Genomic DNA, 13919 nt, shown 5'->3' with positions numbered 1-13919 from the left:
ACTCAACCATTCAGTTTATCTACCCGCCCGTCAACAGTCAACAGTCAACAGTCAACAATAATTCCGGTGCAACCGGAATTGATATTATATGTCAGCAAAATACCCGATTTTGTATTCCTTTCGCCGCTGTCCCTATGCTATGCGCGCGCGCTTGGCCTTAATGGTTAGCAATCGGGTGTGTGAGTTGCGGGAAGTTGTTTTACGAGACAAACCACAAGAGATGTTGGAGGTATCTGCCAAAGGTACAGTACCAATATTGATTGATGTTGACGGGCGCGTACTCGATCAAAGTATCGATATTATGTTGTGGGCATTGAGACAACACGATCCTGAAAAATGGTTGATGCCACAGCAAGGTTCTGTTACAGAAATGCTGGAATTAATCGCTCTATTTGATGATAGATTTAAATATCATCTTGACCGTTATAAGTACCCCGATCGCTATCCCGGTGTTGATGCCCAAGTACATCGCTATGAAGGTTCTTTATTTCTCGACAAACTCAATGCACAGTTAAGCGCCACTAAATATTTATTTGGTAACAATGTAGCATTGGCTGATATGGCGATCGCACCTTTTGTTCGTCAATTCGCTCATACCGATCGAGCTTGGTTTAACGAACAGCCTTGGCCTCCGCTACAAGCTTGGTTAGCAGCGTTCACAGACTCTCAAATTTATAGCAGTGTGATGCAGAAATACCCGAAATGGGAATCCGGTAATGCAGGCGTTGTTTTTCCTCGATCGTAAGTAGGTATTCTTATTCGTTGCCCGCATATTTATTGAATCCCACAAGGTTAGTTACCATGCTAAACTTATTGTTTTCCGAATAGCAGATTGACTGTCATTTGATTAAAAAAGTGACGCAGGCGGAAATCGCATCTTGCTATTTTTTTTAAGGTGAAAGGATTTACTGTATTCTAGTAAGTATTGTCAGGCTAAAACTATGATTGATGTTGGTTCGTTAGTTCGATCGCCCAGAAACGATTTGGGAGTCGGAAAAGTTGTTGAGGTATCGCGTACTGATGCCGTAGTTGAATATTTTTGCTCAGTTAAAAACCGCATCCGCAAAACTGTAGCCTTGGGTTTGCTGCAAGAAGCCAGACTTCAGCGCCAAACCCGCTGCTACCTCTGGAGTACAACTCAGGAAAGATGGATTATCGGTCGAGTTTATGACTGGGATGAAGATAAATTAGAGTACGAAATTGACCTGCCCGACAGCCAAAGTTTGCAAGCTGTTGAAACCGAACTTTACGTTCGCTGCAATATCCCGATCGCCGATCCGATCGACATTTTAGCAGTCAAAGGCCAAGAAACGCCGTATTTTCACGATCGCCGATTGGCATTCGTTCAATCTGCGATCGAACAGCGCGCCGTCAGCCGTGGCATGACCGGTTTAATTTCTGCTAACATAGACCTCTACCCGCACCAAGTTGAAGTCGTCCGGCGCGTCCTAGAAGACCCAATCGTGCGCTATTTATTAGCCGACGAACCAGGACTGGGAAAAACAGTAGAAGCTGGCACAATTCTCCGCCAATTTCTGCTAGATGAACCCAACGGACGCGCGGTGGTGCTGGTTCCGAAATACTTGCTCGAACAGTGGCGGCAGGAGTTGGAAAATAAATTCTATTTGTCTCATTTTGCTGAGCGAGTGCAGCTTGTGGCTGTTAGCGACATCAATCAAATTAGCCGCAACGCCAACCTAGATTTTCTGATTGTTGATGAAGCGCATGATGTGGCTGCAATGGCACATTCGAGCGATCGCGCTCAGCAGCAGTCGTTTGAACTCTGTCAGAAACTAGCTCAGAAAAGCAAAAATGTATTGTTATTATCTGCAACGCCAGTTCTCGGCCGCGAGCAAGATTTTCTAACGATGCTGCACTTGCTAGATCCGACAACTTACCGTCTTGATGACCTGGAAAGCTTCAAAGAACAGGTGCAAAACCGTCAAGAAATCGGCCGCGCTTTGCTGGATTTCCGAGAAAAGGCCAAGCCTGCTGTTTTGCAAACTAAACTCGCTCAACTTCGCACTATTTTTGCCAAAGATGATTATTTAATCGGATTAGCAACAGAGTTAGAAAGTTGTTTGAAAACGAAAGAAACCGCTGAACAGGCTCGGCTTGTCCGAACTATTCGCACTCACGTTAGCGATACTTACCGCCTGCATCGCCGCATCCTTCGCAACCGCCGCGATGCGGTTGAAGATGTGATTTTCGATCGAGATGCTGTCCCCAAAACTGAGTACGATCTGAATGATGAACAGTGGTCGGAAATTCAAACCGTACTCGATAAATGGCGCACAGTCGCTCCCAAGTCGAGCGAATATCAGAGAATTTTTCTGCTGTTTTTCCGCGCTTCTGGTACTTGGCTGAATGTTTTAGAACGGGTTGTCAAAGCTCGTTTGCAGAAAAAAGCGACTCCAGAACTCGATCGCGAATTTGGACAAAATGACACGGCAATTTTGACAAAAACGGCGCTGTTTCCAGAAGAAAGGGAAATGCTGGAAACCTTGCTCAACACCCTGCAAAAGCCCCAGGAAGGACTAGATCGACTGAGTTTGTTACGAATCGCGATTCTCCGATTTCTCGCAGTGGCTTTGAAGGTTCCGCGCGAGTATCACAGCAATCCTCGCGATTTGCTGTCGAGAATTCAACAGCAAATTAAACGACCGATTCCGGGCGAGCGTTTCCCGAAAATTGTGATTTTTACCAGTTTTACGGCAACTTGTAAAGAGATTGCGGAAAATTTAGCTAAAATCTTTGGTAAAAATGCGATCGCCAGCCATGAGACGAGCAAATCGGCTGATGATGTGGAGGCTAGTCTCAAGCGGTTTAAGACTGAACCGCATTGTTTTATCTTAGTGTGCGATCGCTCGGCGGAAGTAGGGGTAAATCTACAAGTGACAGATTGGTTAGTTCACTTCGATTTGCCGTGGTTTCCCCATCAGTTAGAACAAAGACTCGGCAGAGTCGATCGCATTGGCAGCAAAATGGGAGTGCAATTTTGTTTGTTTGCAGGCCCGGATTTGCCAGAGAGTCCCCACGAAGCTTGGTTTCAAGTTTTAAAAGATGGGTTTGATATTTTCAACAAATCTATTGCCAGCCTTCAGTTTTATGCTGAGGAAAAACTTCTCAAACTTGAAGAAAAGTTGTTTGCTGAGGGAGGCAAGGGCTTATCCAGCGAAATTGAAGCGATTAAAACTGAAATCGAACAAGAGAAAATCAAAATTGATGAACAGTACGTTCTCGATGAAATTGATACTCTTGATGACAGTGCATCTCAGTATTTTGAATCTCTCGATAACTGCGATGCTAAGCATAAAGAAATGCAGCGGGCTACTGAAGGTTGGTTGTGTCAAGCTCTTCACTTCAAACAAATCGAACATCCGAGTATATCGGGGTTGATGCGCTATAAACCTACTCAAAAAACGTTAATTCCATCGAACGATTTGATGACCAGATTGGTTCCTTATTGCCAGCAATATGGCAGTTACAATCGCCGCATTGCTTATCAGAATGCTGATGTGGCTCTTTACCGCATTGGTGAGGGATTGATCGATGCACTTGGCTCTTATATTCGCTGGGACGATCGCGGTCAAGCTTTTGCCATGTGGCGGCATGATGAAAGTTGGGATGCTGCACCTGGGAAGGAGTGGTTCGGCTTTCAGTTTAATTATTCAATCCAGACTGATGTGCAGCCTGCCGAGCAAGTTTTGCAAGCACAAAACATCGAAAATTACAACTTGAAAGCTTTGCAGCGCCGCGCTGATGCTCTGTTTCTGCCAATTTTTGAAACTGTGTTTGTAGATGCTCGCAGCGAAGAAATGTCACTGGTGGAGGATGCGGAACTTCTGGCGATTTTGCAGCGGGCTTATAAGGGGAAAGGCGGGCCGAATCGGGATTACAATTTGTCGAAAAATCGCACGTCGCTGATTGACAGTTTTGTCGATCCGCTAGAATGGGATGATTTTTGTCAAAAGGGACGGGTGGTATCGGAGGAATTGCTGCGCGGGCGATCGGCTTTTGTGGAAATGTGCGATAGTTTCGCTGTCACTGCTGCTATCCAACTCGAAAACCGGGTGAATCAATTGCAATTGCGCTTGAATCGACTTTCTAAATCCGAACAACTTTTAGAATCGGTTTTAGCTGAGGAAATCAATACCGAAAGTTTGTTGAGTGAAGCGGTTTTAGCTGGTATTCGTCGCCCGCACATGACTCTTGAGTCTGTGGGATTTATTGTGATTTCTGGGCGTCCTCCTGTAAAGTCGGAGGATGAAGGATAATTTGTTTGGGAGGGCGATCGCTCTTTTTGGAGGCGATCGCTCTTTTTGAACCGCAGATGCAGGCGGATAAACGGGGATGAACGCAGATGGATAGATGGGGGATCAGTCTTATCTAAACTGCGGAAGTGACAGCTATTTTTAGATTATGGGACTGCAAAAATGGTAAGATAAAAGCAGTAGTAATGAGTAGCATTAATTTAGTTAAAAGCCACAGTTCGACCTGACATCAAAGTGCTTCGATCGCATGGAAATTGAACCGCACTGCCAAAATGAAGAAGTCTCCGATAAAAATTCTGCTCGTAGAGGACGATGGAGGGCTGAGTGCAACACTGGCCAAGGTGTTGGAAGCAAATCATTACGGGTTCGATCGGGCAAATGATGGACAAGCGGGCCTAGACTTGGCAGCAGCAATTGAGTATGACCTGATTTTGTTAGACGTGCAGGTTGCCAAACTAGATGGAATTAGTCTATGTCGGCAACTGCGATCGCAAGGCTACTGCAAACCGATCCTGTTAATCACGGCAAAGGATTCAGATGCGGGGGTGGTGGCTCTTTTCGATGCGGGAGCCGATGATTACATCAGCAAGCCTTTTGCTACGGAAGTATTACTGGCAAGAATCCGAACTTTATTGCGACGCAGTAAAGCACTTTCCCCAGGAGTTTCTACTCAGAATTCAGCGACTAATACATTGACTTGGGGAGATCTTTGTTTAGATTTGGATTCTGGTAGAGTGACATTTTGCGAAAAAATAATTTCACTGACAGCGACCGAATATAATCTGCTGGAATTATTACTGCGGAATCCCGATCGCATCTTTAGCCGCAGTGCCATTTTGGATCGTCTGTGGGGATTTGATGACGCGCCAACCGATCGCGCTATTATCACTCATATTAAGGATCTCAGAAAGAAATTGAAGGCCGGTGGCTTAACTGAAGAAATCATCGAAACAGTTTATGGCATGGGCTATCGACTGAAACCGTACCCCCAATCTGCGTCATCTAGTTCAAATAATCCTGGGATTCAGCGCACCCAAAAACCTCAATATCGCGGGATAGATAAGTCTGAGAGCGACAAAGTGTTAGAGCGGTTTCGGGGAGTATTCAACCAACAAATTGCTGTATTGGAACAGGCAAAAACAGCTCTATTAGCAGGAAATTTAGCAACAGAATTACAGCAAGCGGCAAAACATGAAGCTCATAAATTAGCCGGATCTCTGGGATCTTTTGGTTATCCCGAAGGCTCGAAATTGGCACGCTCAGCAGAGAATTTGCTAAGAAACGATCGCTCTTTGACTGCTGAGGAAATTACCCGCTTCTCGGAATTAGTGACAGGATTACAGAAGGAATTAGCCAAAACACCTATTAGATCAACTGCTGCACCAGTTTCTACTATTTCAAATTTTAACTATCGGGTTTTGGTAGTTGATGATGATGCTGCATTAACGGAGCGATTGAAAGTAGAATCCGAAGCTTGGGGATTGCGGATGAAAATTGCGCCGAATATTAATGATGCCCGATCGCGTCTTGCTTTGTCAATGCCCGATGTGATGTTACTAGATTTAAGCTTTGCAGAGACAGAGGAAGATGGATTGACGCTACTGCGAGAACTGACCGAGCGATCGCCTACTCTTCCTATAATCGTTTTTACCGGACGAGATAGTCTTGCCGATCGCTTGGCTGTATCGCGCTTAGGTGCTAAGCAATTTCTCCAGAAACCTGCAACCACCGAGCAAATTTTTCGAGCCATCGCCCGTGTTCTACCCAGTCCCAAAACTTCAGAAGCCAAAGTCTTAATCGTAGATGATGACCCTGTGATGCTGGTTAAATTATCAGCGTTACTGACTCCTTGGGGACTTGAGGTGACAACTCTCAAAGAACCACAGCAATTTTGGGAGGTGTTAATTAGCACTGAGCCCGATTTAGTAGTGCTGGATCTAGAAATGCCGATCGTCAGCGGCTTAGAATTGTGTCAGGTGGTGCGACAGGATATCCAATGGGAAAATTTACCGATTTTGGTGGTGACAGCCCATACCGATCCAGAATCTCTCCAACAAGCCTTTGCAGCGGGAGCCGATGATTTTATTACCAAGCCGGTACTAGGGCCTGAATTAGTCACGCGGGTACTCAGCCGAATCAAGCGCAGTCGTCCTTTACTTAAGCCTGGGAATACTTAAATAAAACTTACGCACGAGGGCTAAAAACCCGGTTTCTGCCTCAATCTAAAAAATGTAATTAAGTAAGTAGATTAATGATAGAACATACTGATGAAAATTATAGGAAATGGCAACAACAGCCACAGCAAGTCCTGGCTAAAACAGCACTTGCTCTCTCCGCATCCCTCAAACTAGAAGATATTCTCAACACTACGGTAACGGACCTCAGAAACATTCTGCAATGCGATCGCGTAATTATCTTCCAATTTGCTCCAGACTGGAGCGGAAAGGTGGTGGTAGAGTCCGTTGGTTCAGAATGGAGATCAATCTTATCCACTCAGATACAGGAGCCTTGCTTTGCTGAAAGCTATATCGAACCCTTCAAACAAGGCTTATTCACCTCTAAATCTGATACTTATACTGCCGAAATTGATACTTCTCACCGGGAATTCCTGCCCAATTTTCACGTTACAGCTAGCCTGGTTATTCCTATCCTTAAGGGAGAAGAACTTTGGGGATTATTGATTGCCCATCAGTGTACAGAACCTCGCGAATGGCAATCATCAGAAATTGAACTCATGCGACAGCTAGCAACTCAAGCTGGAATTGCCATTCAGCAAGCTGATTTATTTGAGCAAGTACAAACGGAACTGAGGGAGCGCCAACAAGTAGAAATTGCCTTACAACAACTCAATACTGAACTCGAACAACGAGTCAGAGAACGGACAGCCGAACTCACTGAAGTCAACCATAGCTTGCAACAATATATCAATCAAGTTGAAGACCTATATAATAATGCTCCCTGTGGGTATCATTCCCTAGATGCAGCAGGAACAATAATTATGATTAATGATACGGAACTGAAGTGGTTAGGCTATACCCGCGATGAAATTGTAAACCAAAAGAAATTTGTTGATTTAATGACACTTGAAAGTAAAAATATTTTTTATCAAAACTTTCCCTTATTTAAAAAACAAGGCTGGGTCGAGAATTTAGAGTGTCAGATGTTGAAGAAAAACGGAAAACCCATGTGGATCAACTTAAATGCTACAGCAATTTATGATGAAGCAGGTAACTTCATGATGAGTCGTTCTAGCGTATTTGATATCACCGAGCGCAAACGTACTGAAGAAGCCCTCCGCCAATATGAACGCATCGTATTCAATACAACAGATGGGATTGTGTTGATGGATCGCAACTATATTTATCAAATAGTCAATCAAGCTTATTTGACTTGGTGCAACAAATCTGAAAGCGAAGTTATCGGAAATTCTGTTAGAAATATCCTGGATGCTGACGTGTTCGATAACAGGATAAAACCTCGGTTAGACAGATGTTTGGCGGGAGAAAAAATTCAGTATGAAAACTGGTTTGATTCTCCCAATTTAGTCAGGCAATTTTTGAGCGTTACTTATATCCCTTTACGTGATGCAGGCGAAAATATTGTAGGGGTAATCGTTAGTCTGCGCGATCTGACTAAACTTAAACAAGCCGAACAAATGCTGGAGCTTCAGGCTGTCATTACCCGCAACATGGCGGAAGGAATTTGCTTAGTAAGAATCGACAATGGAATAATTGTCTATGCCAATCCTAAATTTGAGCAGATGTTTGGCTATGACTCTGGCGAACTCAACGGTCAGCACGTTTCGATAGTCAACTATGGCAGCGAATCGGTCAGTCCTGAAGATGTAAATCAAGCCATTCGGTCTGCCGTTTTACAAAGGGGTGAATTTACCTATGAAGTTCATAATGTCAAGAAAGATGGAACTCCATTTTGGTGTAGTGCCACTTGCTGTGTATTCAATCATTCCGACTATGGCGATGTTCTGGTGGCCGTTCAGCAAGATATCACAGTAGCGAAGCACCTCGAAGAAGTTCGACAAGAGGCGGAAGCAGCCTTACTACAAAAATCTAGAAAGGAAAATTTGCTCTGGAGGATTACTCAAGGGATTCGCCAATCTTTGGATCTGAATGCCGTCCTAAATACTGCTGTTACTGAAATCAGGCAGACATTACAAAGTGATCGCACTGCCATTTACCGATTTAATCCTGATTGGAGTGGTGATTTTGTCGTCGAGTCAGTTGGTGAGGATTGGAGAAAACTGATAGGAAGCAATCTTCAAAAAAATTGTGTAGATACCTATCTGCAAGAAACTCACGGCGGTCGATTCCGAAATAATGAAAGTTTTGTGGTTAATAATATTTACTGTTCTGAACTTCAACCCTGTCATATCGAGCTAGTGGAACAATTGCAAGCAAAAAGTTATGCAGTTTTCCCGATATTTTTGAGAGAAAAGCTCTGGGGTTTGTTAGCTATCTACCAAAATACTGCACCTCGTCAATGGAAATCCTGGGAAATAGAATTACTTGAACAGATTGCCAGCCAATTGTCGATCGCCATCCAGCAATCCAAACTCTACCGACAACTTAAGCTAGAACTGCAAGAACGTCAGCAAGCCGACGCCACCATCCGGGAAGCCGAACGACGCTGGCGATCGCTCTTGGATAACGTGCAGTTGATTGTTGTCGGGCTTGATATAGGGGGAAATGTCAATTACGTTAATCCTTTTTTCTTAAAAATTACGGGATATACTCACCCAGAAGTTTTAGGAAAAAATTGGTTTGAAACCTTCTTACCCCGTTCTATTCACGAATCGATTAAAGTTATTTTTTCGGAAGTTTTAGCCCATAACTATCATCCGTATTATCAAAATTTTATATTAACCAAATCGGGTGAGGAACGATTTATTGCCTGGAACAATACCATGCTGCAAGATTCAGAGGGAAACATCATTGGAACTATCAGCATTGGGGAAGATATTACCGAACGACAAAAGCTAGAACACATTAAAAATGAGTTCATTGGTATTGTCAGCCATGAACTTCGCACTCCTTTGGCAGGAATTCAAATGTCATTGGGACTAATAAAAAGTGGGGTTTATGATAAAAAGCCGGAAAAATCTAAACGCATGATTGAAATTGCCTTCCTCGATACCAATCGATTAGTGAATCTGGTTAATGATATTTTAGATTTGGAGCGCCTCGACTCCGGGCGGGCAATTGTCGAGAAAACCGTTTGCAAAGCTGCCGATTTGATGCAGCAAGCAGTAGATAGCATGCAGGCTCTCGCTACTCAACAGCAGATATCATTAATCGTTAACCCCACAGATGCAGAAGTCTGGGCAACAAGAGATGCGATCGTCCAAACCTTAACAAATTTGCTCAGTAATGCCATTAAATTCTCACCTGCCGATTCCACAATTCATCTGAGTGCCGAAAACCAGACAGGCTTTGTGCTGTTCCAAGTTAGCGATGGCGGGCGAGGCATTCCAGCAGATAAACTAGAACTCATTTTTGGGCGATTTCAGCAAGTTGATGCCTCCGACTCCCGCGAAAAAGGAGGCACCGGTTTAGGTTTAGCAATCTGTCGCAGTATTGTTGAGCGGCATGGCGGCAAAATCTGGGCGGAAAGTATCTTAGGTGAAGGCAGCACATTTTGCTTCACTCTACCCTTACCCACCATTGAATAACGCTTAGATTCATCTGTACCATCAATCCCAAATCCACAATCTCCAATCCAAAATCCCATGACTGACAGACAAATTCTAGTTGTTGACGATGAAGAACACCTTCGGGAACTTGTGCAGGCCTGCTTAGAAGATTTAGGCGGATGGAAAACAGTGGGGGCAGGATCGGGAGAGGAATGTTTACAAATACTGCAAATACAACAACCCAACGCCATTTTGCTGGATGTATCTATGCCGGGGATGGATGGGTTTGCCGTGTACGATCGCCTGCAGTCCGATCCGATTACCCGATCGATTCCAGTGATTCTGCTGACAGCGAAAGTTTTGCCCAGCGATCGGGCTAAATTTGCCCAGATGGCGGTAGCTGGGGTAATTGCCAAACCGATCGAACCCATCACCCTGACGGCAGAAGTAGCAGAGATTTTGGGATGGGTTGAATAACTTTCACCAGTTTTGTGAAGTTTTGTAACAATAACGGAATCTTTACCAATTCCTTACCATTGCTATTTAGTCTCCTGTTATGCAGCTAAAAGTTCTTTGCATTAGGAGGAGACTCAATGAATGCTTTTCAGGCTTTGAATGATGTAAATCAGGATCTCGCAGGTTCATTTTCCGGTTTGCCCACTGGTTGTCAGCAATCCACACCTTGCATTGATCATACAGAGGAAACACCGATCACAGGCATTAAAATTCAAGAAAAGGATGTGACACTTATCCTTAAAGTTCACATTGCTGACCTTCATCTTGTCAAATTGAATCTCCAAATCACTCCCGAAACTGTTTTAATTCAATGTCAACCTACCAAAGTGGCTGGAGTAGAAGGTGATTTCCTTCCTAGTGGATTTCAAAGTCTGATCCCGTTGCCCCACCGCGTAGATCCTGAAATCTATGTGGCTAAAATACACCAGGATGATTTAACAATTCGCTTGCTAAAGAGTTGAGAGTTGAGCATCAGAAGTTCGGATTCAACTCTCAAATACACATTTTTGAGCGATTGCTTAAAGATGTGTATTTGAGACCCAATTGGCAACCAAAAAATAAATTTATAATCAACAAAAAAAATGAACGCTTTGCAAGTAGCTAATTACGATGGCAGTCTCCTGCCCGAAAACAAGATGATAGGGAAACAAATTCTCATCGTTGATGACCAAGAACACCTCCGCGAACTGGTACAGTTGTGCCTGGAAGACCTCGCGGGATGGAATACCCTGGTGGCCGAATCAGGACAAGAATGTTTACAAATCCTACAAACAGAACGACCTAACGCTATTTTGCTGGATATATCAATGCCGGGAATGGATGGGTTTGCTGTGTACGATCGTCTCCAATCCGATCCCATTACTCGATCGATTCCAGTGATTCTGCTGACAGCAAGAGTTTTGTCAAAGGATATGGGTGAATTTGCCGAAATGGGTGTTGCTGGGGTAATTCCCAAACCATTTGAAGCCACCACCCTGCCGGGAAAAGTGGCAGAGATATTGGGATGGAATGATTGATACTCCCCGGTATGGCAGACGCAGGATTCTTAAGACTTGACAATCTTAATATCCCTATTGGTAGGCTTCCCAAACTCACCCTGGGGGCGTGACAAGCCCGCCAAAAACCCAGACAGGGCTACTATTTGACAGGCTGTTAAAAAAATAAATGAAGCGTTTGCAAGTTATTGGTATGAGTACAAAAAGACTTTTATTAATTCACAAAAATCGGGAGCATCTCACTTTTGCAGCCAAGCTAGAAATCTAAGTTTTGAGGCAGGAGGAAAGAGGAAGAAGAAAGGAGCCAGAAGAAGTGTTTTTACAAATATGAGATGCTCCCGAGAGGAATAGTGGGCAAGGGGAACAGTGGGGGAGAAATTTTGACGATGTTTGAGTTTCGTTCCTCAATTTATCGCTACAATCGAATAAACAGGATTTATCCAACAAAATCGCAGCAGGTAAAACCACCATCAATCCTAAAGGCTTTGACGTGCATAGCTGGATCGACATTAAGTTTTACCAGATTTTTCTCGATCTGTCTGAGTCAATGGTTGAGTTAGTAAAGCAAGGAAAGCAAAAAGAAGCGCGGGAAATTTTTTACACCAAAAAAGGGGCATTAATTATGAATGAGTATTAGGAATTAAATAACTACTTTGGTGAAAAAGATCCGGAAATTATTGACGCTGCAACTTCCAACGCAAAAGTCAACAACTAATCAAGGAGTAAAAAGTTAAATGTCGCAAAATATTATTCGGCTTAGTAAAGTAGTTCCGTTGGGCTTCAGCTCCATTTTTTTGTTAATGATTAGTATGGGATTTACAACTAAATTGAGCATGGATAATTTAGCAGAATCTTTTGAGTGGCAAACGCACACTTATGTAGTCAAGACAAATTTGCAAGCCCTAGAAAAAAATTTAGTGGATGTTGAAACAGGACAGCGCGGGTTTATATTCACTGGTAAGGAGGAATTTTTAGAACCTTACAAAAAGGGGACAATCGTCTTTGAGCGAACAGCAAATGAGACAAAAAAGTTAATAAAAGATAATCCAGAACAAGTTAAAAGATTAGAGCAAGTTGAAAAATTGGGTCAGCAAAAACTAGATGAATTAGCGGAAGCTATATCTCTGAAAAGAGCTGGAAAAGAACCAGAACTAAGAGCCTTGGTGATTTCAGGTAAAGGCAAGATATTTATGGATGAAATCAGGGATAAGCTGGCAGAAATGCTTAAGCTAGAAGATAATCTACTGCTTCAAAGAACAAAAATAGCAAAACAGTCGGAGCAATTAGCGACGAATGTTTCTCTAGCAGGTACGGTTGTTGTTGTAGTATGGGGTTCATTTATTGTATTATTTGTTTTTGATAAAATTATCCGACCAATCAATCAGGTAGCAAATAAGATCGCCAGTTCTTCCACAGAGATTGCGGCCACAGTTGAACAGCAAGAACGCACGGCCACACAGCAATCTAGCTCTGTAAATCAAACTACCATCACAATGGATGAGTTGGGCGCTGCTTCCCAACAATCAGCCCAGCAAGCCCAAGCTGGTGCTGAATCTGCACGGCAAGCTTTAAAGATCGCTGAAAGGGGAACACTAGCAGTGGAGCAAACCCTGGAATCGATGGCAATATTGAAAGAAAATGTCGGGGCGATCGCGGCACAAATTCTGCAATTGAGCGAACAAACCAATCAGATTGGCAATATCTCTAGTGCTGTCACAGATTTAGCCAATCAAACGAATATGCTGGCACTGAATGCCTCAGTAGAAGCGGTGCGGGCGGGCGAAAACGCCAAAGGTTTTACTGTCATAGCCACAGAAATTCGCAAACTAGCAGATCAAAGTAAGAAATCTGCCGCGAAGATTAACAACCTGGTTGCTGATATCAAGAATGCGATAAATTCCACCGTAACGGTGACAATGGAAGGAACTAAAACAGTAGAAGAAGGAACCAAAATTAGTCAAGAAACGGCAGCAGCTTTTTCGGAAGTGGCAAAGGCTGTTAACAATGTCGTATTGAACAATCAACAAATTTCTCTAACTGCCCAACAACAGGCAGTTGCCATTCAACAAGTAGTCGATGCTATGAACAGCCTCAATCTATCGGCAAAAGAAACTGCTAGTGGTATTACTCAAACCAAATTAGGCACTCAACAATTGAACGATGCAGCCCAAAATCTAAATTCAATTGTCTAAATGGCGCTCAGTTTTTTGGGCTAGCAGACTAGCAATTGATAGCATTGAGTCATCAATTGCGATCGCAGCCGTCCAAGCTTGTCAAACCTCCGGCATCCAAGTCAAAATAATCGCAGGCGAGCGCATCGCTACAGCCAAGGCGATCGGATTGCCTGGTAACACAGATCCGGACTCTGCCTGCAATTTTCCTGCTAGAAGAGCGATGCTCGGACTCTGGACATAGGTTCCCTGAAAAATCAAAAATCCGACTATAAGGGAGGTAATCCAGGCTTGCTTGATTGATTTGGTAGGTTGG

The 13919-nt window shown here is 43.6% G+C and carries 9 protein-coding genes; all 9 read left to right on the top strand.

The features are described 5' to 3' along the window. Positions 1 to 88 precede the first annotated feature (88 nt). Entirely contained in the window at positions 89 to 745 is a 657-nt protein-coding gene (locus tag QUB30_RS11330; RefSeq protein ID WP_333333202.1) for a glutathione S-transferase, read from the top strand. A gap of 196 nt (positions 746 to 941) precedes the next feature. Continuing rightward, complete coding sequence (dpdE, locus tag QUB30_RS11325; protein ID WP_333333200.1) at positions 942 to 4277, top strand: protein DpdE; 3336 nt, start codon at positions 942 to 944, stop codon at positions 4275 to 4277. Positions 4278 to 4546: 269 nt separating this feature from the next. Continuing rightward, positions 4547 to 6451, top strand: a complete 1905-nt coding sequence (locus QUB30_RS11320; RefSeq protein WP_333333198.1) for a response regulator — start codon at positions 4547 to 4549, stop codon at positions 6449 to 6451. Positions 6452 to 6525: 74 nt separating this feature from the next. Further along, positions 6526 to 9960 (top strand): PAS domain S-box protein, encoded by a 3435-nt coding sequence (locus tag QUB30_RS11315; RefSeq protein ID WP_333333196.1) that lies wholly within the window; start codon positions 6526 to 6528, stop codon positions 9958 to 9960. 57 nt (positions 9961 to 10017) lie between these two features. Next, entirely contained in the window at positions 10018 to 10398 is a 381-nt protein-coding gene (locus QUB30_RS11310; protein ID WP_333333194.1) for a response regulator, read from the top strand. Positions 10399 to 10514: 116 nt separating this feature from the next. Next, positions 10515 to 10898: a hypothetical protein gene (locus QUB30_RS11305; protein ID WP_333333192.1), complete on the top strand. Its 384-nt coding sequence runs from the start codon at positions 10515 to 10517 to the stop codon at positions 10896 to 10898. A 174-nt stretch (positions 10899 to 11072) separates the two neighbouring features. Then, the gene (locus QUB30_RS11300; RefSeq protein WP_333333335.1) at positions 11073 to 11453 is read left to right on the top strand and encodes a response regulator; all 381 of its coding nucleotides are present in this window, start codon (positions 11073 to 11075) and stop codon (positions 11451 to 11453) included. Between the two features lie 713 nt (positions 11454 to 12166). Beyond that, positions 12167 to 13624, top strand: coding sequence for a CHASE3 domain-containing protein (locus QUB30_RS11295; RefSeq protein ID WP_445300482.1), 1458 nt, complete (start codon positions 12167 to 12169; stop codon positions 13622 to 13624). Then, positions 13617 to 13847, top strand: a complete 231-nt coding sequence (locus QUB30_RS11290) for a hypothetical protein (protein ID WP_333333188.1) — start codon at positions 13617 to 13619, stop codon at positions 13845 to 13847. The genes QUB30_RS11295 and QUB30_RS11290 overlap by 8 nt, the downstream gene beginning before the upstream one ends. The last annotated feature ends 72 nt before the right edge of the window (positions 13848 to 13919 follow it).

This window comes from Microcoleus sp. BROC3, assembly GCF_036702515.1.
Taxonomy (GTDB): Bacteria; Cyanobacteriota; Cyanobacteriia; order Cyanobacteriales; family Microcoleaceae; genus Microcoleus.
The sequence above is the reverse complement of the archived record's forward strand: the minus strand, read 5'-3'. Positions and strand labels throughout refer to the sequence as shown.